This is a genomic window from Actinoallomurus sp. CA-142502 (genome assembly GCF_050936355.1).
Taxonomy (GTDB): domain Bacteria; phylum Actinomycetota; class Actinomycetes; order Streptosporangiales; family Streptosporangiaceae; genus Actinoallomurus; species Actinoallomurus iriomotensis.
Window position 1 is genome coordinate 10,328,710 of record NZ_JBNJMY010000001.1, and the last position, 21,989, is coordinate 10,350,698.

24 protein-coding genes are annotated in these 21,989 nt (G+C 71.9%); 10 read left to right on the top strand and 14 right to left on the bottom strand.

Annotated elements, in window-relative coordinates; genetic code table 11:
• Positions 1 to 5: 5 nt before the first annotated feature.
• Positions 6 to 698, bottom strand: coding sequence for a hypothetical protein (locus ACQEV1_RS48440; protein WP_433404543.1), 693 nt, complete (start codon positions 696 to 698; stop codon positions 6 to 8).
• Entirely contained in the window at positions 695 to 1,621 is a 927-nt protein-coding gene (locus ACQEV1_RS48445) for an ABC transporter ATP-binding protein (RefSeq protein ID WP_433404545.1), read from the bottom strand. The genes ACQEV1_RS48440 and ACQEV1_RS48445 overlap by 4 nt, the downstream gene beginning before the upstream one ends.
• Before the next feature lie 67 nt (positions 1,622 to 1,688).
• Between ACQEV1_RS48445 and ACQEV1_RS48450 the strand changes: the two genes are divergently transcribed.
• The 3 genes from ACQEV1_RS48450 to uppS all read left to right on the top strand — a co-directional run bounded on the left by ACQEV1_RS48450 (position 1,689) and on the right by uppS (position 3,628).
• Positions 1,689 to 1,988: a PadR family transcriptional regulator gene (locus ACQEV1_RS48450; RefSeq protein ID WP_285625749.1), complete on the top strand. Its 300-nt coding sequence runs from the start codon at positions 1,689 to 1,691 to the stop codon at positions 1,986 to 1,988.
• An 11-nt stretch (positions 1,989 to 1,999) separates the two neighbouring features.
• Positions 2,000 to 2,767 carry a hypothetical protein gene (locus tag ACQEV1_RS48455; RefSeq protein ID WP_285625746.1) on the top strand — a complete coding sequence of 256 codons (768 nt, stop codon included), beginning with the start codon at positions 2,000 to 2,002 and terminating at the stop codon, positions 2,765 to 2,767.
• A 90-nt stretch (positions 2,768 to 2,857) separates the two neighbouring features.
• Positions 2,858 to 3,628, top strand: a complete 771-nt coding sequence (gene uppS, locus ACQEV1_RS48460; protein ID WP_433404549.1) for a polyprenyl diphosphate synthase — start codon at positions 2,858 to 2,860, stop codon at positions 3,626 to 3,628.
• Between the two features lie 130 nt (positions 3,629 to 3,758).
• Here the strand turns inward: uppS and ACQEV1_RS48465 are convergent, their stop codons facing one another.
• Together ACQEV1_RS48465 and ACQEV1_RS48470 are read right to left on the bottom strand one after the other, a co-directional pair.
• A complete protein-coding gene (locus ACQEV1_RS48465) occupies positions 3,759 to 4,277 on the bottom strand; it encodes a hypothetical protein (RefSeq protein ID WP_285625738.1) in 519 nt (172 codons plus the stop codon).
• Entirely contained in the window at positions 4,274 to 6,826 is a 2,553-nt protein-coding gene (locus ACQEV1_RS48470) for a bifunctional FO biosynthesis protein CofGH (protein ID WP_433404552.1), read from the bottom strand. Before ACQEV1_RS48470 ends, ACQEV1_RS48465 begins: the two co-directional genes overlap by 4 nt.
• Before the next feature lie 241 nt (positions 6,827 to 7,067).
• Between ACQEV1_RS48470 and ACQEV1_RS48475 the strand changes: the two genes are divergently transcribed.
• Positions 7,068 to 7,193, top strand: a complete 126-nt coding sequence (locus tag ACQEV1_RS48475; RefSeq protein ID WP_285625732.1) for a hypothetical protein — start codon at positions 7,068 to 7,070, stop codon at positions 7,191 to 7,193.
• On the opposite strand, the gene ACQEV1_RS48480 is transcribed toward ACQEV1_RS48475, so the two are convergent.
• From ACQEV1_RS48480 to ACQEV1_RS48505, 6 genes are all read right to left on the bottom strand, one after another.
• Complete coding sequence (locus ACQEV1_RS48480) at positions 7,178 to 8,083, bottom strand: DNA-3-methyladenine glycosylase family protein (protein WP_285625729.1); 906 nt, start codon at positions 8,081 to 8,083, stop codon at positions 7,178 to 7,180. The genes ACQEV1_RS48475 and ACQEV1_RS48480 overlap by 16 nt on opposite strands.
• Before the next feature lie 35 nt (positions 8,084 to 8,118).
• Entirely contained in the window at positions 8,119 to 9,321 is a 1,203-nt protein-coding gene (locus ACQEV1_RS48485; RefSeq protein ID WP_433404556.1) for an alpha/beta hydrolase family protein, read from the bottom strand.
• Positions 9,322 to 9,410: 89 nt separating this feature from the next.
• Positions 9,411 to 10,478 (bottom strand): NDP-sugar synthase, encoded by a 1,068-nt coding sequence (locus ACQEV1_RS48490; RefSeq protein WP_285579473.1) that lies wholly within the window; start codon positions 10,476 to 10,478, stop codon positions 9,411 to 9,413.
• 32 nt (positions 10,479 to 10,510) lie between these two features.
• The gene (locus ACQEV1_RS48495; protein ID WP_285625725.1) at positions 10,511 to 11,635 is read right to left on the bottom strand and encodes a glycosyltransferase family 4 protein; all 1,125 of its coding nucleotides are present in this window, start codon (positions 11,633 to 11,635) and stop codon (positions 10,511 to 10,513) included.
• A gap of 96 nt (positions 11,636 to 11,731) precedes the next feature.
• Positions 11,732 to 12,436 (bottom strand): class I SAM-dependent methyltransferase, encoded by a 705-nt coding sequence (locus ACQEV1_RS48500; RefSeq protein WP_285625722.1) that lies wholly within the window; start codon positions 12,434 to 12,436, stop codon positions 11,732 to 11,734.
• Positions 12,437 to 12,517: 81 nt separating this feature from the next.
• On the bottom strand, positions 12,518 to 14,329 hold the full coding sequence (locus ACQEV1_RS48505) for a DUF2207 domain-containing protein (RefSeq protein WP_433404559.1): 1,812 nt from the start codon (positions 14,327 to 14,329) through the stop codon (positions 12,518 to 12,520).
• Between the two features lie 196 nt (positions 14,330 to 14,525).
• On the opposite strand from ACQEV1_RS48505, the gene ACQEV1_RS48510 reads away from it, so the two are divergent.
• Positions 14,526 to 15,470 (top strand): lysylphosphatidylglycerol synthase transmembrane domain-containing protein, encoded by a 945-nt coding sequence (locus ACQEV1_RS48510; RefSeq protein ID WP_285625716.1) that lies wholly within the window; start codon positions 14,526 to 14,528, stop codon positions 15,468 to 15,470.
• A 70-nt stretch (positions 15,471 to 15,540) separates the two neighbouring features.
• On the opposite strand, the gene ACQEV1_RS48515 is transcribed toward ACQEV1_RS48510, so the two are convergent.
• Complete coding sequence (locus ACQEV1_RS48515) at positions 15,541 to 16,080, bottom strand: TetR/AcrR family transcriptional regulator (RefSeq protein WP_433404562.1); 540 nt, start codon at positions 16,078 to 16,080, stop codon at positions 15,541 to 15,543.
• Between ACQEV1_RS48515 and ACQEV1_RS48520 the strand changes: the two genes are divergently transcribed.
• From ACQEV1_RS48520 to ACQEV1_RS48530, 3 genes are all read left to right on the top strand, one after another.
• Positions 16,010 to 16,513, top strand: a complete 504-nt coding sequence (locus tag ACQEV1_RS48520) for an SDR family oxidoreductase (protein ID WP_433404565.1) — start codon at positions 16,010 to 16,012, stop codon at positions 16,511 to 16,513. The genes ACQEV1_RS48515 and ACQEV1_RS48520 overlap by 71 nt on opposite strands.
• A gap of 51 nt (positions 16,514 to 16,564) precedes the next feature.
• On the top strand, positions 16,565 to 17,722 hold the full coding sequence (locus tag ACQEV1_RS48525; RefSeq protein ID WP_433404567.1) for an epoxide hydrolase family protein: 1,158 nt from the start codon (positions 16,565 to 16,567) through the stop codon (positions 17,720 to 17,722).
• A 156-nt stretch (positions 17,723 to 17,878) separates the two neighbouring features.
• Positions 17,879 to 18,091: a hypothetical protein gene (locus ACQEV1_RS48530; protein ID WP_433404570.1), complete on the top strand. Its 213-nt coding sequence runs from the start codon at positions 17,879 to 17,881 to the stop codon at positions 18,089 to 18,091.
• A gap of 150 nt (positions 18,092 to 18,241) precedes the next feature.
• On the opposite strand, the gene ACQEV1_RS48535 is transcribed toward ACQEV1_RS48530, so the two are convergent.
• On the bottom strand, positions 18,242 to 19,165 hold the full coding sequence (locus ACQEV1_RS48535) for an NmrA/HSCARG family protein (protein ID WP_285625705.1): 924 nt from the start codon (positions 19,163 to 19,165) through the stop codon (positions 18,242 to 18,244).
• Positions 19,166 to 19,287: 122 nt separating this feature from the next.
• Here ACQEV1_RS48535 and ACQEV1_RS48540 point away from each other — a divergent pair, with 122 nt between their 5' ends.
• Both ACQEV1_RS48540 and trxA read left to right on the top strand, forming a co-directional pair.
• Positions 19,288 to 19,854: a TetR/AcrR family transcriptional regulator gene (locus ACQEV1_RS48540; RefSeq protein ID WP_433404574.1), complete on the top strand. Its 567-nt coding sequence runs from the start codon at positions 19,288 to 19,290 to the stop codon at positions 19,852 to 19,854.
• 92 nt (positions 19,855 to 19,946) lie between these two features.
• Complete coding sequence (gene trxA, locus ACQEV1_RS48545; protein WP_285579202.1) at positions 19,947 to 20,294, top strand: thioredoxin; 348 nt, start codon at positions 19,947 to 19,949, stop codon at positions 20,292 to 20,294.
• A gap of 45 nt (positions 20,295 to 20,339) precedes the next feature.
• Here the strand turns inward: trxA and ACQEV1_RS48550 are convergent, their stop codons facing one another.
• Complete coding sequence (locus ACQEV1_RS48550; RefSeq protein ID WP_285625699.1) at positions 20,340 to 21,209, bottom strand: class II glutamine amidotransferase; 870 nt, start codon at positions 21,207 to 21,209, stop codon at positions 20,340 to 20,342.
• Positions 21,209 to 21,979: a pyridoxal-dependent decarboxylase gene (locus tag ACQEV1_RS48555; RefSeq protein ID WP_433404579.1), complete on the bottom strand. Its 771-nt coding sequence runs from the start codon at positions 21,977 to 21,979 to the stop codon at positions 21,209 to 21,211. Before ACQEV1_RS48555 ends, ACQEV1_RS48550 begins: the two co-directional genes overlap by 1 nt.
• Positions 21,980 to 21,989 lie beyond the last annotated feature (10 nt).

A 21,989-nucleotide genomic window follows, 5' to 3' on the forward strand; every position in this document is an offset into this window, starting at 1 on the left:
CTCCTTCAGCTGTTGATATCGCGGCGCAGGAAGAAGACCAGCGCGGCCGCGTCGAGCAGGACGAGCGGGAGGGTGGCGTGGAACACGGCTTCGGCCGTCGTACCGCCCGGGGCGACGTGGCCGAGGGTGAAGTCGTGCAGGACGGAGCCCGGCAGCCACCTGTCGAGCCGCGCGGAGCGGCCCTGCAGGACGGCTTCGGCGGGCAGGATCCAGCCGAGGGTGACGGTCAGGGCGACGGGCACCGACCGGGTCATGACCCCCGTGGCATGCCCGAAGACCGAGAGGGCCGCGCAGGCCAGGGCGAGCTGCGCCGTCGCGGTGGCCATGGCGCCGACGGGGGGAACGCGGCCGAACACCCCGCTGACCAGGTAGGCGCCCAGTCCCATGAGCACGGCGGTGCCCACCTCGATGGTGAGCGAGGCGGCGAGCTTTCCCAGGAACACCGGACCTCGCGACCGGGTAGAGATGATCCACGGCCGGATCGTCCCGGTGCTGAAGTCGCCGGCCGTGACGGTCGCGGCCCGGCCCATGAGCAGGGTCGCGATGAAGATGGCGGCCTGGCGGAATCCCCACAGCGGCGGCTCGTGCTGTGGCCCGGCGTTCGACATGCTGAAAACAGCCAGGCAGAGGCAGAGCAGCAGCAGGCAGCCGGTGGCTCGACTGGCGGAACGGAGCAGTTCGGCGCGGTAGGTCCTCATGAGCGGGCTCCGGAGATCGCGGCGTGGAACGCCTCTTCCAGGGTCGGTGTGATGTGGCCGAGCTCGACCAGCTCGATGCCGGCGTCGACCGCGGTGGTGAAGACGCGCTGGGCCGCGCGGTCGGGGTGTCGGCCGTCGGCCGGAACTCGGACGCCGTCCGTGGCCTGCCGTGCCGCGATCCCCTCGTCCTGGAGGCGTGCGGTGAGCCGGGCCATCGCCTCGGCGTCCTGTGCCCGGACGCGCAGGCTCGGCGGCCCCACGAACGACGCGAACGGGCCGTCGTAGAGGACCTGCCCCTCGTGCATGACGGTGAGGGTGTCGGCGACCCCTTCGAGCTCCCGGAGCATGTGCGTCGACACGATCACCGCGGTTCCACGGTCGGCGATGCGCCGGACCATCACGCGCAGGTGGGCGGTGGCCTCCGGGTCGAGGGCGTTGGTCGGCTCGTCGAGCAGGAGGACGGCGGGTGATCCCAGCAGCGCCACGGTGATGGCCACTCGCTGCCGGTAGCCCTGGGACAGGGCACGGACACGGCGTGACATGACCTGATCAATCCGGGTCAGCGTTGCGACGGATTGGACGTCGTCCGGGTGCGCGCCGGTGAGGATGCGATGAATCCGCAGGTTGTGGCGCACCGTCAATCCGGTGAACAACGCAGGAGCCTCGATCATCGCGGACAGCGAGCGCCGCCCCTGCTCGGCCGGCACCGTCACCGCACCCCCCATCGGCTTGATCAGGCCGGTCATGATCCGCATGAGGGTCGATTTACCGGCGCCGTTGAGGCCGACCAGCGCTGTCACCTCGCCGCGCCGGGGCGCCCAGGAGACCGAGCGGACGGCGTTCGCGGATCCGAACTTCTTCGTTACGTCCGTCACGACCACGGGGTTTCCGTCGTTCATGACCGCAAGGTTTCCGTCGTTCATGACCGCAGATAGTACACGGCGCGTAGTACTTGTCGCGTAGTAAGGTGAGCGGTGAGAGGAGGTGCTGATGCAAGCGAACGATGCTCAGACGCTGGTGCTGTGCGTACTTGCGGAAGGGCCGCTGCACGGTTACGCCATCAACACCGCGATCGAGGAGCTGACCGGGCGGCGGCTGGGGCCCGGCAGTCTGTACGGGGCCCTGACCCGACTGGAGACCAAAGGGCTGATCGAGTCGCTCGACGAGAGCGGCCGCCAGCGTCCGGTCCAGCTGACCCCTCAGGGCCGTCAGGTCCTGGAACGGGAGCTGCGGGCCATGGAGCGGGTCGCCGCCGCAGGCCTGCGCAACCTCGGGGCGCATCCGGCGTGAACATCGCGCGGATGCTGGTCAGGCTCTACCCGGCCGCCTTTCGGAGCCGGTGGGGTCCGGCCCTGGAAGGCGAGATAGGGACCGGCGGATGGAAGGCGTGGCCCAACGTGCTGGCGGGGATCGCCGACATGTGGCTGCACCCGGTCGTCTGGCCCGCTGAGTCCTGCACGCAACGCTACCGACGGGCTGCGACGATGGCGGTCGCGGTCTCTGCCGTCTGCTGGTTCATCACGCATGCGGTCATGGAGTTGCACGCCCCGCTGCCGGTGAAGACCGCCGGGTCCTGGCCGATGAGCGTGTGCAGCCTCCTGATGCTCCTCGGGCTCGCCCTCGTCGCACCTCGACCCCGCATGACGCTCAACGCCGTGATCGCGGTGGTTCGTTGCGCGGCCGCGCGATTCGCCGTCCCGGTCGCGCTCGGCGCGGGCGTGGTGGTCTGCGTTGACACCGGCGCGTACACGGCCGCGCCGACGCTGCTGCGACCGGTGCTGCTCGCCTGCTGGTGGACCGCACTGGCGCTCGCGGCGATCCAAAGTTGCCGGATCGTCGCGGCCTTCGGTCAGGCCGTGGTCGTGCCGCCCCGCCCCGGCCGCCTGAAACTCGGCCTGTGGGTTCTGGCGGCCGCGGTGACCGCGCCTGGTCCCATCCTGCTCCACGCTTCCACGACGAACGGGCATCTCGACCTGCTGTCCGCCGCGTCGGGTGCCGGACTGCTCGTCTTGGTGCCGGCGTTCGCCGGAACCCTGTACGACATTCGTCACCTGTCGCCGGCCGACTGAGCGACGCCCACAACGCCCCGAGCCCGGTCGCGTGTTTCCTCACGCCTCCGAGGCGCGCCGATGACGGCGCCCGACAGCGGAAGGTGCCAGATGATCGGTCCGCTCTACTCGTTCTACGCTCGCCGCCTGCGTCGGCGGGTCATGGCCGGTTCGCTGCCCGAGCACGTCGGGCTGATCATGGACGGCAACCGCCGGTGGGCCCGGCAGATGGGCCTGGAGAACCCCAGCCTCGGGCACAAGTACGGCGCCGAGCACGCCGAGAACGTCCTGTCCTGGTGCGAGGCCGTCGGGATCAAGCACGTCACCGTGTTCCTGTGCTCGACGGAGAACCTCCAGAACCGTGGTGACGCCGAGGTCGCCTTCCTCATGCAGGTCATCGAACAGCTGGTGGCGGACCGGCTCGGCCGCCGGGACGCCCGCTGGCGAGTGCATGTCGCCGGCGTGCTCGACGCGCTGCCCGATACGACGGCCCGTGCCCTCAAGGACGCCGTGGAGGCCACTCGCGACTGTGCGACCGGCGCCCACGTCACGCTCGCCGTCGGGTACGGAGGCCGCCAGGAGGTGATCGACGCCCTGCGTGAGCATCTGTACGACCGGGCCGAGGCCGGAGAATCCCTCGCCGACGTGGCGTCGACCCTGACGGTGGACGACATCGCCCGGCACCTCTACACGGTGGGCCGGCCCGACCCGGACCTCATCATCCGCACCAGCGGCGAACAGCGGATGTCGAACTTCCTGCTCTGGCAGAGCGCCTACGCCGAGCTGTACTTCTGCGAGGCCAACTGGCCTGCGTTCCGTGAGATCGACTTTCTGCGGGCGCTCCGCAGCTTCGCCGCCCGACAACGCCGCTACGGCGCTTGAGAAAGCCCGCGGACTGCCCGTTTCGCGAACCGGACAGCCTCGTCCTGCACGGTCCGCCCGGGTCGATCGGGCACACAGGCGACCGAACGGCGGCCGCGGTCCGACTCGAACCGTTCCCGGCCTGATCGGGTCAGGCCTGCCGTAGCCAGTGACGGGCCTGGCGGGCGGTGCGCAGGCGGACGACGGTGACGCCGGGGAACCTCGCCGCCCGCGCGGCGGTCGCCTCGCGGCGGGAGGCGGCCTGCGACCAGGCCCAGCGGATCGGGTGGGACGGGCGCAGCCAGTCGCGGGCGCTCTCGCGGTTGCCGTTCCACAGCTCGCGGCGCGTCACGGCGCGGGCCACCGAACGGCGTACGACACGCCACATCACGGTGCGCCGGGGCAGGTCCAGCCAGATGACCGTGTCGGCGCGCTCCCACAGCAGGTCACCGAGGACGCGGTGGTACTGGTCCTCGGTGACCCAGCGGTCCTCCGCGGCGAGGCGGCGCACGTCCGGGAGGAACCCCGGACGCGGCGTCCACCCCGGGCCGTGGTGCAGCGCGTCGAGTTCGTGGCGCGGCAGACCCCAGCGGACGGACAGCCTCCGTGCGAGCGTGGTCTTGCCCGCGCCGGAGATCCCCGCGACCAGGACGCGGCGGGGCGGGGTCAAGACACGATGGGCAGGAAGTGCCCCACCCCGTCCGTGGCGCGGGCCGCCGCGACGCGTTCGGCCGGGACCTCGCCGTACATCGTCGTGCGCTGGCGGGCCGGGCGGCCGGCGCGGGCGGCGATCTCCTCCAGCGCCGACATCGTCTTGAACGAGCCGTTCTCCGAGCCCGCCATGCGGCTGATGGTCTCCTCCATGAGGGTGCCGCCCAGGTCGTTGACGCCGCCCTGGAGCACCTGGGTGCACAGTTCGTCGTCGAGCTTGACCCAGGAGCACTGGATGTTGGGGATCGCGCCGTGCAGCAGGATGCGCGCGAGGGCGTGCACCGCGCGGTTCTCCCGCCGGGTCGGGCCGGTACGGGCCAGGCCGGCGAGGTAGATCGGCGCGTTCTGGTGCACGAACGGCAGGAGCACGAACTCGCTGAAGCCGCCCGTGCGCTCCTGGATCGAGCGCAGCAGCTTCAGGTGCGCCACCCAGTGCGCGGGGGTGTCCACGTGCCCGTACATCATCGTCGAGGTCGTCGGGATGCCCAACTCGTGCGCGGTGGTGACCACCTCGACCCACTCGGCGGCGGGCAGCTTGCCCTTGGTGAGCACCCAGCGCACGTCGTCGTCGAGGATCTCCGCGGCGGTGCCGGGCAGCGAGTCGACGCCCGCGGCCCTGGCCTCGGTCAGCCAGTCGCGGATGGACAGGTTCGTCCGGGACGCCCCGTTGACGACCTCCATCGGGCTGAACGCGTGCATGTGGATCTCGGGCGCGCGCTTCTTCACCTCGCGTGCCAGGTCGAAGTAGGCCGTGCCGGGCAGGTCGGGGTGGATGCCGCCCTGCATGCAGACCTCGGTGGCCCCGGCCGCCCACGCCTGGTCGACGCGGTCGCCGACCTGGGACAGCGAGAGTGTGTACGCGTCGGCGTCGGTGCGCCGCTGGGCGAAGGCGCAGAACCGGCAGCCGGTGTAACAGACGTTGGTGAAGTTGATGTTGCGGGTGACGACGTACGTCACGTCGTCGCCGACCGCGTCGCGCCGCAGGTCGTCGGCGAGCCGGGCCAGCGCGTCCAGCTCCGCGCCGTCGGCCTGGAGCAGCGCCAGGGCCTCCTCGTCCGACAGCCCGCCCGGGTTCCGCTCCGCGCTGCGCAGCGCCGACGCGACGTCCGCGTCGAACCGCTCGACCGGCCGGATCCGCTCGCCCACCTCGGCCCAGTCGCCGTACACCTCGTCGAAGTCCTCGCGCCGGTCGGCGCTGCGGCCCGCGGTGTCGATGGCGACGTGCAGGTCCGTACGGCCCTGGTCGGCCCAGCCGCCGTCGGGCTCCTGCCAGGGCAGGCCCTCGGGAATGACGTCCTCGCGGGCCAGGCCGGACGGCTCGGCGAGGGCGGCGACGTGGGCGGCCAGGCGCGGGTCGAGCCAGGGTTCGCCGCGCAGGACGTACTCGGGGTAGATCGTCAGGCGTTCGCGCAGCGTGAAGCCGCTCTTGGCGGTGCGCGCGGCGAGGTCGTCGATCTGGGGCCACGGGCGCTCGGGGTTGACGTGGTCCGGGGTCAGCGGTGAGACGCCTCCCCAGTCGTCGATGCCGGCCCGCAGCATCAGCTCGTACTCGGCGTCCACGAGGTTAGGCGGCGCCTGGACCCGGATCTTGGGGCCGAGGACCAGCCGGGTGACCGCGATCGTGGCGGCGAGCTCCTGGAGGTCGGCGTCGGGCGTCGACCGCATCTTGGTGTCCGGCTTGGCGCGGAAGTTCTGGACGATGACCTCCTGGATCCCGCCGTACTCCCGCGCGACCCTGCGGATCGCGAAGATCGACTCGGCCCGGTCGCGCACCGTCTCGCCGATGCCGATGAGGACGCCCGTGGTGAACGGGACGCTGGAGCGTCCCGCGTCCTCCAGCACGCGCAGGCGCACCGCCGGGTCCTTGTCGGGCGAGCCGAAGTGCGCCTGGCCTTTCTCCTCGAACAGCCGGCGCGAGGTCGTCTCCAGCATCATCCCCATCGACGGCGCGACGGGCTTGAGCCGCTGGAGGTCCTGCCAGGTCATGACGCCGGGGTTGAGGTGCGGCAGCAGGCCGGTCTCCTCCAGCACCCGGATCGCCATCGCGCGCACGTAGGAGAGCGTGTCGTCGTAGCCGTGCGCGTGCAGCCACTCGCCGGCCTGCTTCCAGCGGTCCTCGGGCCGGTCGCCGAGGGTGAACAGCGCCTCCTTACAGCCCAGCGCGGCGCCCTGGCGAGCGATCTCCAGGACCTCGTCGGGACTGAGGTACGGGGCGTCGAGGCGGCCGGGGACGGTGGCGAACGTGCAGTAGCCGCACCGGTCGCGGCACAGGCGGGTCAGCGGGATGAACACCTTGCGGCTGTAGGTGATGACGCCGGGCCGGCCCGCCGCCTCCAGGCCCGCGTCGCGCACGCGGGAGGCGTGTTCGAGCAGCGTGTCGAGTTGTTCTCCCCGGGCGGCCAGCAGGACTTCGGCCTCGGTGACGTCGAGCGCCTTGCCGTCGCGGGCGCGGGCGAGCGCCCGCCGGACGGCGGTCGGCGGCGGGGGCCCGTCGGCGAGATCGGTCACGAGCCCTCCTTCGCCGGGGGACGGACCGGGCGCGCCGGTCCCTCGATTCGCTCACTCCGTTCGCTCATGTCCGGAACATACGCCGAGGCCGTGCCCGGTATTCCCGTCGCCCCCGGCGTTGCGGCCGAAGCTTCAGCGACGCTTACCGGTTCCGTACAGAAACGCTCGCTGGTGCTGAACGTTTTCACCGCGCACACTTAAGCAGCGAAACGACAAACACTCCTTACCCCGGGAGACCGTCATGGCCTGGATCATCCTGTCCTTCATCGTCGCCCTCGCCGTGCTCGGCCCGCTCTACGGCGCCGACACCCGCGACGGCCGCTCAAGCCACTTCGGGCCGGCCTGGCGCCGTCAGAACGCGCGGTAGTCGCGTACGGACATCCGCGGCCCGCGGCGGGGCGGGCCGCCGCCGGACAGCTCCAGCATCCGGGTGACCCGGTAGCGGTGCCCGGCGTACGGCTTCAGCAGCTCGAGCATCCCGGCGTCGTCGACCTTCTGCCCGGTCAGGGCCCAGCCGACGATGCCGGGGATGTGGTAGTCGCCGACGGAGACCGCGTCGGCGTCGCCGAGGGCCCGCTGCCGCACCTCGGCCGACGTCCAGACCCCGATGCCGGGCAGTGAGCGCAGCCTCCGGTCGGCCTCGGCCGTGTCGGCGACCTCCAGCCGGCTCGCCACCCGCGCGGCGCCGATGATCGTACGGGCCCGCACCGCTTCGATCCCCGACCGGTGCCATTCCCACGACGGGATGGTGGCCCAGACCCGGGGCGGCGGCGGCACCCGCAGCGGCCACCGCAGGTGCGGCGGCTGCGGACCCGGCGCGACCTCGCCGAACCTCCGGACCAGGTAGCGCCAGGCGCGCCAGGCCTCCTTGCCGACGACCTTCTGCTCCAGCACGGCCGGCACGAGTGCCTCGAAGACGTTGCGGCTCCGGCCGACGCGGAAGTGGCCGAACCGGACGGCGGCCGTGCGCAGGATCTCGTGCGCGGGCGTGAACGACGTCGGGTCGTCGGCGGCACCGAGGAGCTCGGGCAGGCCGTCGAGCAGCCACTCCGCCCCCGGCCCCCACGCCCGGCCCTCGACCGTGTCGCCGCGCCGCAGGACCCGCAGCGTGCCGGGCCCCTCCGGCGTCGTCGACGCGCGCCACACCGCGCCGTCGGGACCGACCGTGTACGCCGGGTCGCCCGAACCGCGCCGGTGCGGCCCCAGCGTCAGGTTCAGGTCCACCGGCCATGAAGGCAGCCACTCGCGGGTGAGCATGGTTCTCGTCCTGAGCTTACGTGGTTTCGCCGTTCTTACAGGGAGGCGAACCAGCGTACGACCTGCGGCACGGAGCGGAACGCGGAGCCGTTGTGGTCGGTCGCGCCGACGTCGGTCAACGGCGCGTCGACCCCGTGCTCGCGCAGCTGCGCCTGGCAGTGCCGCGCGTTGAGGATCGTCACGTCCTTGTCGCCGTGCGCGGCGAAGATACGGATCGGCACCCCGGGCCGCCAGCTGGAACAGGTGTCGTCGTTCTCGCGCAGCGCGCGGGCGAGGGAGCCGTCGGGGTGGTCGAGCCGCGCGATGAACTCCGGCCGGAGCAGCTCCTGCGGCGTCGCGGGCAGTCCGGCGAAGATCTGCGCCCCGCTGTGGTCACCGTCGAAGAGAGTCTCCACGGTCTCGTCGTACGGCTTCCGGAACACCTCGGACGGCGACGTGTAGAAGTGGTGCAGCCGGTTCATCGACGTCGTCCAGTAGCCGAGGTAGAAGGTGACCTCCTGGGGCGACAGCCGATCGCCGTGGAGACCCACCGGGATCTCGGCGTGCTCGACGTCGTACGGGCCGCTGATCGGAGCAAGCGCGACGAGCCGCCCGCGCGCCTGCAGGACGCGGCCCAGCGCCATCGCCGCCGCGCCGCCCTGGGAGAAGCCGGTGACCCGCACCTTCGAGGTGAGCGAGCGGCCGTGGTCGGCGGCGACCTCACCGGCCGCGCGGAGCATGTCCAGCGAGGCGGTCGTCTCCGAGGCGTGGTCCATGTACGGGTGGTGCCCCGGCCCGAGGCCGAGCCCGAGGTAGTCGGGGGCCACCGTGCCGAACCCGGCGGCGGCCATGAGCGCCGCCGCGGCCCGGTCGTAACTCTCGGCGGAGGTCGTCGCCGCGTCCAGCCGCGTGGGGTTGGTGCCGTGTTCGTAGGCGACCGTGCGCAGCGTACGGTCCTTGCTGCGCGGCAGGATGAGCAGGCCGCTGGCGGTGGTCGACGCTCCCGTGGGGGTGATCGTCCGGTAGACGATCGCGTACTCGTCGATCCCGTACCTGGGCGCCGGCGACCCGAAGTTCATCGTGTCCAGGTACGAGGCCGTCTGCTGCCGGGAGAGACCGGCGATCTTCTTGGCGGAGACCACGCGGCCCCGTCCGCCGGAGTCATCCCCGTGCGGTGACGTGGCCGACGACCGGGTGGGCGCCGAGACGACCCCGGCCAGGGCGAGCCCGGCGAGAGCGGCGGATGAAAGAATCCTCATGCCGACGAAACTAGGCACGCCGCCTGTCCCGCCCCAGCCGGTCAGACCCCGGGCCGGGGTGTACCCAGCACCACTTCTCGGCGCCGGCCTCAGACGTCGCTGGAGAACCGCACCGCGGTCGGCGGGAGCTGGGTGCCGGGCCACAGCCGCAGGCCGCCGCGCAGTTCGTTGCCCGCGCCGACCATCGCGCCGTCGCCGATCACCGTCTCGTCGAGCACCGCGCCCGCGCAGATGCGGGCGCCCCGGCCGATCACCGAGCGGGAGACCCGCGCGCCCTGCTCGACCACGGCCCCGTCGAACAGCACGCTGGACTCCACCGTCGCGCCCGACTCGACCACGGCCCCGGCGCCGACGGCCGTACCGCCGGAGACCGCGGCCTCCGGGGCGACCACCGAGCCGTTGAGGAACAGCACGCCGCCGCCGGGCGTGACCGCCGGCGACGTCATCCGGCCGAGCACCAGGTCGCACGAGCCCTGCACGAACGTGCTCGGCGTGCCCACGTCGAGCCAGTACGCGCCCTCGACGTACCCCATGATCGTCTCGCCGGCGGCGAGCAGGCCGGGGAAGGTCTCGTACTCCACCGAGACGACCCGGCCCTCGGGGATGGCCTCGATCGCCGAGCGCCGGAAGACGTAGCAGCCCGCGTTGACCTGGTTGGTCGGCGGCTTCGGCGACTTCTCCACGAACTCGATGACCTTGCCCTCGGAGGTCGTCGGCACGGCGCCGTAGCGGCGCGCGTCGTTGACCAGGGTCAGGTGCATCGTGACGGCCGCGCCGGACTTCTCGTGCATCATGATCTGGGCCGCCAGGTCGTGGCCCGACAGGATGTCGCCGTTCAGCACGACGACCGGGCTGTCGGCGTCGCACGTCAGCTCGCGCGCGGCGTTGCGGATCGCGCCGGCCGTGCCGAGCGGCTGGTCCTCGGTGACGTAGACGAGTTCGAGGCCGAGCCGCGAGCCGTCGCCGAACGCCTCGGTGAACATCGACGCGCGATAGGACGTCGCGAAGACGATGCGCCGGATCCCGGCCGCGCGGGCCTTCCTGAGCAGGTGCTCCAGCAGTGGCACGCCGGCGGTGGGAAGCAGCGGTTTGGGGGTGGAGATGGTCAGCGGCCGCAGCCGCGTGCCCTTACCTCCGACCAGCAGAATCGCTTCCAGCGTGTCCCTCCCTTATCGGTGTGGCGGCCACACTACTGCTCGGCGGCGCGCCGGTAGGAAGCGAGATGCGCCTCGGCGGACGCCGTCCAGGTGAACTCCGCGGCGCGGGCGGCGGCCGCCTCGGCGAGCGCGCGCCGGCGGGCGTCGTCGGCGATCAGCGTGCTCAGCGCCGCGCCGATGCTCTCGGCGTCGGGCTCGGTGTAGGCGACGGCCTCACCGCCCACCTCCGGCAGCGACGAACGGTGCGTCGTCAGCACGGCCGAGCCGCAGGACATCGCCTCCAGCACCGGCAGCCCGAAGCCCTCGCCCCGGCTCGGCAGCGCGACGACGAGCGCGCCGCCGAAGAACCCCGGCAGCGACGACCAGCGCAGATAGCCCGGCCGCAGCACTCTCAGCTGGTGCGGGACGTCGGCGAGCGCCGCGTCGACCTCGTCGTCCCAGCCGCCGCTGCCCGCCAGCACGAGGGCGGGCGCGTCCTTCAGGCCGTCGGCGGCGCGTACCCAGCCGCGGATGAGGTTCGGGACGTTCTTGCGCGGCTCCAGCGCGCCGAGGAACGCGATGTACGGGTGGCCGTGCAGGCCGAGCCGGTCGGAGACGCGCCGCCGCTCGTCCTCGCCCGGCGGGTGGAAGATCTCGTGGTCGACGCCGTGGTAGGCGACGTCGATGCGCGTCGGGTCGGCGCGCAACAGCCGGACCATCTCGTCACGCGTCGCCTTGGACGGCACGATCAGCCGGGCCGCGCGGCGTACCGCGGTGCGCGTGGCCGACTTGATGTAGGTCGCCTTGACCGGGTTGTGCACCTCCGGCTCGGCGAAATAGGTGACGTCGTGCACCGTGACGACCACGGGCACCCCCGGCCGCAACGGTGTCGAGTAGTACGGCGCGTGGATGACGTCGGCGGCGACCTGCTTGGCGATGAACGGCAGCCCGGTCTGCTCCCAGGCCAGCCGCGCCGGCCGGTGCACGATCGCCGGCGGCCCCGAGACGACACGGGCCTTCGGTGCGAGCGCGGCGTAGCGCTCCTCATCCGATCGCTGGCAGGCGACGGCCAGATCGGCGTCCGCGCGGTGCAGCGCGGCGATCAGGCCGTCGACATATCGCCCCAGCGCACCGCGGTCAGCGGGTACAGCGGTCGCGTCGACGAGGACCCGAGGCACCACGTTGACAGTCGCCCCCTCGTTAGGTGCCGAAGTGGTGGGGATCACTCCCCGATCGGAAGCCTACGCCGATCAGTCCGGAACGGGGGGACGTCACTATTTCTTGCGCGCCCTGATCAGCACGATGCTGCCGCGGTCATTGGGACTGCGGCGGTCGGCGAGTGCCACGAGGGGCGTCAGCGGCGCGGCGGCGTTGAAACCGACCCGGCCCCCGTACGCCGACAGCGACAGGTAGAGGCGCTCGGTGGTCCGGCTGCGGAACTGGTAGGAGTAGTCGACCAGCTCCATGCCGCGCTCGCCGAGCAGCCCGGCCAGGGTCTCGTGCGTGTAGGTGTGCTGCACGTGGTACTTCTCGCAGTGCGCCTCGCGGAGCTTGGGCCAGTCGCGCGACCGGCTCAGCACGTCGGCGGACATGAACAGCTCGCCGCCCGGCTTGAGGATGCGCGACATCTCGTCCAGCGCCGTGCCGCCGTCGTCGAAGTGCTCGATGGCGCACACCGACAGCAGCGCGTCGAAGGACTCGTCGGCGAACGGCAGCCGGAGCGCGTCGCACTCGATCAGCGCCGGCGTGTACTTGAGCGTACGGCCGTAGAGCATCTTGCCGCGGGCCAGGTCGATGGAGACCGCGTACGCGCCGCGCTTGCGCGCCTGCCCCGCCCAGTAGCCGTCACCGCCGGCGACGTCGAGCACCCGCTTGCCGCGCAGGTCGTCACCCATCCAGCGGAGAAGCGTCCCGGCCTCACGGAAACGGCACACGTGCACCTGATGGCCCACGAAGGCCTTTGCGTCGTTGAGTTTCATCGCGACCCCACTCTACGGGCGGAACCTGAGCGGTATCCGCTGATCACCGAGTGTTCACCGTTTGCTTCCGCCGTACGGCCGTCACCAGGAGCCGCCTCCTCCGCCGCCCGCACCGCCGCCGACCGAGAAGCCGCCGCCGGAGCTCGATCCGGAGCCCGAACTCGATCCGCTGGAAGACGGCGCCCTGGTGGTCGAGGAGACCGCCGAGAGGATCGCCGTGGCCATCAGCGGTCGGTACAGGGACGCCCTTGCGCGCCGGTGCCCGGACACCGGAGGCACCGTCGACTTCTCCGCCGCCTCGGACCAGCGGTCGGCCACGCCGAGGGCCACCGCCCAGGCGGTGTACTGGTCCAGCGCTCCGGCCTCGGCCGCCTTCTCCACATGCTCGGCGCCCGCTCCGGCCAGGTAGCGGCGGAAGGACTCCACTTCGAGCCACAGCTTCGACCCCCGAGGGGTGCGGACCAGCGTCTCGTCCGCCCAGGCGAACAGTGCGACGCTCGCGCCCGCCACGGCCGCCCCGATGGGCAGCAACACCGACCAGTACCCGTGCGCACCTCCCGCGGCGGCACCGGCGACGCCCACGGCGATCAGACCGGCCAGGGCACCGACCACACCGCCGAGCACGAGACGTCTTCTCAACCTCTCCCGGCCCGGCTCCCACAGGCCACTGCCGTCGAGCCACCCTCTCAGCTGATCGGCGATCTTGTTCCAGGCCTTCGTGAAGTACGGGTCGTAGGAGCCGCCGAGCACCAGCGAGTCACGACCCACGAATGCCTGGTCCAGCACGTCCCGGACGGCACGGTCGTCGCGCGTGACCTCCTCCCGCGACGGGCGGGTGAGGGTGGGATACGAGTCGTTGTCGTCGCCCAGGACGAGGTAGCCGTCGATCGTGGTACTCAGCAGCCAGGCCACCTGGTGCCTGGGCCAGACGAACTCGTCGAGCAGAAGGCCGCCCTGCGCCGGGGTCAGCTCCTCCGGCGGGGACGACGCCTCGGTGGCCAGGGAGGCCAACCGCGTGACGTCCACGCGGCGCACCTTGCCGGCCGGCGGGGAGCCTGGCAGCGCGTCGGCGGCGATCCGCTCACGCCCGGCCCTCCGCATCACCCACCCCACCAGCAGCCCGGCGGCCAGAGCGATCCCGGCGGCGTACAGCCCGGCCCACAGCGCACCGGGCCGGTCGGCGAGGACGACCGGGCCGGAGGGCTCGGCCGGCGACGGTGGCGCGGCGGCGAGCCTGCCGGCGGAGGTGGCGTACAGCGTGGCGCCCTGACCCGCCTTCAGCGCGTCGAGCCCGAGCGTGAGCTGCCCCGGCTGCGGCCGGCCGGCCCGACACGGGTTCCTGGAGCCGGACCGGCCGCTGACGCAGCGGACGTCACCGAAGGCGAAAGGCCCGGTCACCTGGATCTCGATGTGGCTGAGCGGGACCTGCCACCCGGTGCCCACGGCGTTCCAGGCGAGCTTCCCGCCGGGGGCGACGCCCTCCAGCGGGTACTGGATGCGATAGCGGTGATGGCCGCTGATCAAGTGGTCGGCGTCACCGATGAGAATCCGGGTCTCACCGTGATCGCCCCAGTAGGGATCCACGTCGTACGGGACCGGCTTGCCGTCCATGGTGACGCTCACCTTGGCGTCCTCGGGTATGCCGGGGACGTCGCGGAAGATGCCGTGCCGGCGGTTGGCTCCCCCGAAGTCGTAGTCGATCACCTCGGTGACGCGGGCACTGCCGTCGGCGGACAGTTCCGCCTCGACCCACATGCGGGCGACACGCTCGTTCTGCCCCAGCAGCGTGGTCAGCGCCGCGACCCCGCCCACCACCAGCGCCACGACGACCGCCCATACAACCCTCCGGCGCCGCCGCCGGCGCACCTCGCCCGCCGTCCTGCCGCCGCTCACGGCACACCCCTATCCCCCGCGCGGGCCGACTTATCGGCCTATGCGCACGTCGTGAGGCCGCAGCGTACGTGAGCGGCCGAGCGGGAAGTTCGACGAAGGCCCGTACCGCCGGGTTTCGGCGCGAACGGGCCGTTGTTCATCCGGCGGGCGCGAGCGTGATGCCCGGGCCAGGCCGGCCAACGACTACCCTGACCGGGTGATCTCCCGGCTGCGAGCGAGTCGCCTGCCTCGCGTGGCGCTGGTCGTCGTCGCGCTCGCCTTCTGCGTGTACGGCCTGGCGTCGCGCTGGGACGACACCCGCCATGCGCTGACGGCCTTCTCCTGGCCGTACATGGTCGCCGCGCTCGTCGCCGGCGTCGCCGGGCTCGGCGCCTGGATGCTGGGCTGGCGGTCGCTGCTGGCCGGGATGGGCTCGCCGCTCCCCCTGCGGGCGGCCGTGCGGGTCTACTTCGTCTCCCAGCTCGGCAAGTACATCCCCGGCTCGGTGTGGGCGCTGGTCGCCCAGATGGAGCTGGCGAAGGAACATCGCGTACCCCGCCAGCGCGGTGCGACGGCGGCCCTGCTGGCGATGGCCACCACGATCGCCACCGGCTGCGCGGCGGCGGCCGTGACCTTGCCGCTGACCTCGTCCGATGCCACCCGTCGCTACTGGTGGCTGCTGGTGCTCGCGCCGATCTTCCTGGCCCTGCTGCACCCGCGGATCGTGGCGTGGGCGCTCAACCGGGCACTCCGGCTCGCCCGGCGCCAGCCCCTCGACCGTACGGCGGGCCTGGCCACGATGATCCGCGCGGTGGCCTGGACGGCACTGGGCTGGCTGCTGTTCGGCGCGCACGCCTGGCTGCTGGTCCGCGCGGCGGGCGGGTCGGGCTTCTTCCTGTCCACCGGCGCGTACGCGCTGGCGTTCACCGCCGGATTCCTGGTCGTCATCGCACCAGGCGGCGTGGGGGTACGGGAGGCGGCGCTCACCGTGACACTGGGCCCGGTCCTGCCCGCGGGCGCCCCACTGATCGTCGCCCTGGCCTCAAGGGTCGTGATGACCGTCGCCGACCTGGCATGGGCGGGCGCGGCGGTGCTCCTGGGCTCCCGCCACCCGGCCCTCGAAGAGGCCGAACTCCTGGAGGAACAGCCGGGCACCCGGTGACCGACGCCCGACACGTACGGCTTCGGCCACCGGCCGTCAGGCGAACGGCACCGACATCGCCCGGCCGCGTTCACTGGCGAGGTTCGACGAGCGCGGCGGCGGCGTTCGCGATCCGTTCGCGCAGATCCTGTGGGTCGGGGGCGCCTCCGAACACCATCGAGCCGGCGATGGGCAACGCCTGGGCCCACGTCGCCAGCGCCAGGATGCCGTACAGGACGAACCGTGCGGTCTCGTCGTCGATACCCGGAGGCACGAGCCGCTGTGCGGCCTCGGTGTAGAAGCGCGTTCGCCGCGCCGCGGCCTCCGGTGAGATCCGCTGTCGCTGCAACGACTCCCACATCAACAGGCGGATCAAGTGCGGGTTCGACCGGTGGAAGTCGAATGTCGCGGCCGCGTAGGCGGCCGGGTCGGTCAGTCCGGCGGCCGGCTTGAGTTCCGCCGCCTCGGTCAGCGCGGCCGAGAGCACCGCCTCGAAGAGCTGTTCCTTGTTGCCGAAGTGGCCGTAGATCCGCTCCTTGTTCACTCCCGCTGCCCCGGCGATGCGGTCCACCCGAGCGCCCTCGAGACCATGCTCGGCGAACTCCGTCCTCGCGGCGGAGGGTGCGCGCATCGCCCTCCTAGAACGCGACGGCGCGGACCTCGCTGCGGTCGCCCGCGAGATCGAGCAGAGCGTGCCGAGCGCGGAGGAGCCACTGGCTCTCAAGTGCGACGTCACGGACGAGGCCGCCGTCGCCGAAGCGGTCGGCGCCATCGACGGCCGATGGGGGCGGATCGATGCCCTGGTCAGCAATGCGGGACTGATGCTCCCCACGGAGAAGCTGCGACTACTGCACGCCGACATCCGCGACGTACGCCGTCTGACCGACACCCCGGGCATGCGCGGCACTGTCGAAGACGGGTACGCCGAGCGCGTCGCGTCGGCGTACCCGGGCGGGCGAGTCGGCCGGCCCGAGGACATCGTTCCCTTCGTGCGCTTCCTGTGCGCCGACGAGTCCATGCACCTGTCCGGCACCCTCCTGCCGATCCGCCCGGTCACCGGCTGAACGCGACCGCCGCGCGACCACGTCAACGCGACCGTGGAAAGGAACCTCCCGATGAGTGACCGCCAGAATGCGGAGATCACCCCGTTTCGGCCCGTCGTGCCGGATCACGAGATCAACGACCTGAGAGAACGCCTCAGCCGAGCCCGGCTCCCCGAACCGGAGACGGCACCCGGTTGGGCGCAGGGCATCCCCCTCGACTACCTGACCGAGCTCATCCGCTACTGGCGCGATGAGCACGACTGGCGGCGCGTGGAGGGCGAGCTGGCCTCGCACGGACAGTCGCACACGATCCTCGACGGCCTCGGCGTCCACTTCCTCCACATCCGGTCCTCGCGGCCGGATGCTCGTCCCCTGCTGATCACGCACGGGTGGCCGGGATCGGTCATCGAGACCCTCGACGTGATCGACGCGCTCGCCGAGCCGTGCGACGGCGAGCCCGCGTTCCACCTCGTCATCCCGTCCCTGCCCGGGTTCGGCTACTCCCAGAAGCCGGCCGAGGCGGGGTGGGGCATCGAGCGCATCGCCGATGCCTGGGTCGCGCTGATGACCCGGCTCGGCTACGAACGGTTCTTCGTTCAGGGCGGCGACTGGGGCGCCATGGTCACGATCACGATCGCCGTGCGCCACCCCGAACGGGTCGCCATGATGCATACCACCGTGCCCTGGGCGCCGCGCCCCGAGGGATTCGACGACAACACGCTCACGCCGACCGAGAAGCGCTGGCTCGAGGAGTACGCCGAGTTCGGGCGGTCAGGGCGGGGCTACGCGCTCCAGCAGTCCACACGCCCGCAGACGATCGGGTACGCGCTGGTCGACTCGCCGACCGCCCAGCTCGCCTGGATCGCGGAGAAGTTCTTTGACTTCTCCGACTCAGAGACCAACCCCGAGGAGGCGGTGTCCCGGGATCGCATCCTCGACGACGTCTCGCTGTACTGGTTCACCCGCACCGGCGCGTCCGCGGCCCGGCTGTACTGGGAGAGCTTCCGCGGCCTCGGCATGTCCGACACGAACACGCCCGTGACGGTGCCGGCGGCCGTGACGGTCTTCCCCCGCGACCTTCAGAAGCTGCCCCGCTCATGGGTCGAGGAGCGCTACCGCGACCTGCGCCACTGGAGTGTGGCCGAGCACGGGGGCCACTTCCCGATGCTCGAAGTGCCCGAAGCCTTCTGCGCGGAGATCCGCACGGCATTCGCGAACGCTCCGGCGTGACAGCCGTGGCCGCGAGAAGGAGGGGGCTGAGCCCATAAGGTCGTCCACGCTCTCCTGGCCGTGGGCGGCCCACTCACTCACGACGAACGCGCGGCCGCGCTCCCCCGGCGTGCGGTGACCGGCGAGGCCGTCTCATGAGACTCCCCCAAGGCGACGATGACCTGCTCAGACGCCGGGAGGTGGCGGAGCTCTTCGGGGTCCGTACGGTGGGCACGCGACGGCAGGCTCACGCCGATCCGCACTCCCGGCGGTCACCGTCGCTACCGCCTCGCGGCGATCCGCCGCCTCCTCGAGGCCGAACGCGGCGAATCGGGCGATGCCCTACGGCAACGCGCCGAGGACGCGGTACGCCTCTACGAGCCGGGCTGAAGCATCCGCCAGGTCGCCGACAAGTTCGGCACCGGCTACGGCGTCATGCGGCGGATCCTCCGGCAGAACACCACCCTGCGAGGCCGGGGCGACCGGCTGGACGGTCGACCGCCGTGGCGTGGACTCGGCGACCCCGGGCCAAGAAAACGGTCAGGCCGCTGCCCGCATGTGCTCCCGCGCCCACTCCTCGAAACTCGTGAGCGGGAGGCCGAGGGCCCTCGCGTACTCCGGGCGGCCCGGCTGTCCGGCCACGTTCAGCCACTCGTGGGTGGCTCCCATCGCGGGCATTCCGGCGGCGAGGGCCTCCTCCTCGGTCATGTCCGGCGCGGTCAGCCGTGTGCCCAGGGCGCGGGAGAGGACCTCGGCGATCTCCTTCATCGACAGATGGTCGCTCGCCAGCTCCAGCTCCACCCCGTCGAACCGCTCCGGCGCGGCGACGGCCGCGGCGGCCGCCCTGCCGATGTCGTCCACCGCGACCAGGGACAGCCGGGTCTCGGGGTTCAGGACGCTCACCAGACCGCCCTCGACGCCGCGCGGGAACAGGAACGCCATGGACGGGAGGAAGTTCTCCATGAAGAAGCCCGGCTTGAGCAGCGTCCAGTGCGGGAAGCCGGCCTCGCGGACCCGGTCCTGAATCGCACTCTTGGCGCCCAGGGTGCCCTCCATCGAAGCCCACCGGCCCTCGGCCCAGCCCGGAACCTCGGTGTGCCGGCCGGCGCCGGTGACGGACGTGTGCACGAACTGCGGCACTCCGGCGGCCTTCGCGCCCTCGACGAGGTTGACGCCCTGGGCGATCTCCCCTTCGAAGTCGAAGGCATCGCCGACGATCGCGGGCATCTGCACGGAGAAGACCGCGCGGGCGCCCTCGGCGGCCCGGATCACGGAGTCGCGGTCGTGGAGATCGCCGGTGACCAGTTCGGCGCCGAGCGCCTCGACGGCCCTGGCCCGGTCCGTGGACGGGTCGCGCACCAGGGCGCGTACGGGGACGCCCGCCGCACGCAGGGCACGGGCGGTGGCCCCGCCCTGCCTGCCGGTGGCGCCGGTGACCAGGACGGGCGCGGAGTATGTGGACATGGTGCTCCTCGGGGTGCTCGACACTAAACGGCGGGGCCCGCCGTTTTCTCCGCGCTACGATATGGCGGGGCCCGCCACTTAACAACCCCGCCGCATGACAACCGACCCTGGAGACGAGGCCGATGCCCGACCGCCAGCGCGCGGACGCCCGGCGCAACTACGGGCGCATCCTCGCCGTGGCCGAGGAGGAGATCGCCGCCCACGGCGCCGACGCCTCCCTGGAACAGATCGCCCGCATCGCGGGGGTCGGCTCGGCGACCGTGCGCCGCCACTTCCCCACCCGGCGCGCGCTGCTGGAGGCGGTGTCCCGGAAACGGATCGAAGCCCTGGCCACCCGCGCCCAGGCCCTGACCGGCGAGAGCGACAGCCGGGCCGCGCTCCTGGAATGGCTGAGTGACGTCGTCGCCTACTCCGCCTCCGCCCGGGGGCTGGCGGCCGCGCTGACCTACGACGGGACCGAGCCCGACCCGTTGCACGACAACACCTGCGCGGCGGTGATGCGAGAGGCGGGAGATCCCCTGCTGCACCGCGCCATGCAGGACGGCACGGTGCCCCCCGGCGTCACCATCGCCGACCTGATCGCGCTGATCGTCGGCATCGTCCTCGCGACGGAGCACCATCCGGACCCCGCCGCCGCGGCGGACCGGCTGTTCCGGCTGTCCGTCGCGGGACTGAGCCCCCGGACTTGAGGCCGGCAGTGCGGGAACAACTTGGGCGGTTCGCGACTTTCAGCGTGAGACGTCGCCGCCGTACGGGCGGTGCGCCCGGAAGGAGACATCTGATGGCGGACGCGGCCGCGCCCTTTACCGTGACCGACGCGACCTTCGACGAGGCGGTGCTGGCGAGCGAAACGCCCGTGCTGGTCGACTTCTGGGCGACCTGGTGCGGACCCTGCCGCATGATCGCTCCGGTGCTCGACCAGATCGCCGAGGAGCACGGCGACAAGCTCAAGATCGCCAAGCTGGACTACGACGCCAACCCGAACGTTCCGAACCGCTACGGCGTCATGGGTCTGCCCACCCTGCTGCTGTTCAAGGGTGGCGAGCCGGTACAGCAGATCGTCGGGGCCAAGCCCAAGCGTGCCCTGCTCAAGGAGCTCCAGCCCCACATCGAGGGCATCAGCGCCTGAGACACCCCGTACCCGGCGCGTCGTCCGGCGAGGCGCGCCGGGTCCCTACGCGGACTTCTGGGATTCGGCGGCCTCGGGCCGCAGATCCTTCAGGCGGAGCCGATGGCTCGGTTCGCGGGGAAGCGCGATCGTGTGGGTGACGCGCGGGCCGGGTCCCGCGTGGAGGAGCTCGCCGGGTTCCATCAGGCGCCAGGCGGGGTTGTCGTCCATGCGTTCGCTGGCGATCACGACCGCGGGCGCGCCGGTCAGGTCGCGGGAATGGACGCGCATGTGGCCGGCGGTGCCGCCGTGGTCCAGGTGCCGGTCGCCGTGCCGGCCGCCCGGCGGGCGTTCGAGCACGTACAGGGCGTGGGTGTCCGGGTAGCGCAACGCCCACAGCCCGTCCGCGGTCGTCAGGACCAGGTTGAGGGAGTAGACCGGCAGGCGGTCGGCGACCCAGCGGGCCGCGCGGACGATGCCGCCGGCGACGTCCCCGCCATGAGCCCGGATCTCGCGTGTGATCAGAGCGAAGAACCGTTCGGAATCGGTGTCCCCGTGGACCAGCGCGATGTCCGGACCGAGCTCGGTGTCGAGCTCGTCCAGGTTCTCCAGCACGCCGTTGTGCGCGAACAGGCGACCGTCCTGTTCGAACGGGTGAGTGTTGCGCCGCTCCAGGCCGCCGGTCGAGGCGAAGCGGATGTGCGCGAGGAAGGTCGTCGACTCGACCTGCTTGGCCTCTGTCGCGAAACGCCGGTCCTCGTACGCGGCGATGGGCGCCTTGCTCACCCGCGGGGTGCCGTCGGCGTCGAAGTAGCCCAGCCCCGTACCGTCCGGGTCCCGCCGGCTCTGGTCGCTGAGGCTGTCGGGGGCGTCCAGCAGCCAGAACGTGGCGTGCGTACGCCGCGGCGAACTGCTCATCCCGAACAGGCGACACATCACGTCTTGATGCCGTGAGCGAACGCCCCGTTGCGGACGACGATCCGCAACACCGACAGGTCGGTACGGTCCGGTGGAAAGGTGTACGCGGGCACCAGCCGCCCGTATTCGCGCAGGGCGGCCAAGACGCCGAAGACGGTGAAGTTGGTGATCTCCGGGCGCAGCCGGAACGCGAAGACCGGCGCCTCGCCGCCGTCGGTGATCAGCTCGAACGGCCCCAGCGCGGCGATCCGTCCGGCCAACCGCACGGCGACGTCCCGGCAGGTGCGCTGGACGCGGCGGTATCCGTCGAAGCCCAGCCGCAGGAAGTTGTAGTACTGCGCGATGACCTGGGCGCCGGGACGGGAGAAGTTCAACGCGAACGTGGGCATCTGCCCGCCCAGGTCGTTGACGTGGAAGACCAGGTCGTCCGGCAGCGCATCGGCGTCACGCCACAGCGCCCAGCCGAGACCGGGCATGACCAGCCCGTACTTGTGGCCGGAGGTGTTGATCGACGCCACGCGGGGCAGCCGGAAGTCCCACACCAGGCCCGAGTCGAGGAACGGCGCGATCACCGCGCTGGCGGCCTCGCTCGATCCGGTCGTCGAGCACCCCGCCACCCGCCGGGGATCCGGGGCGTGCCACAGCCGGGCCGGCATGTGCGGTCGCCGGGTCCATCTCCCCGGCGGCAGGGCGTACCGGGGAACCGTGACCGGCTCCTGGCTGAAGAGGGGATTCACCTCCAGGTCACGGGTGGAACGACCGCCGCGCCGCGAGTGCTTCAACGCCATCTGCTGACAT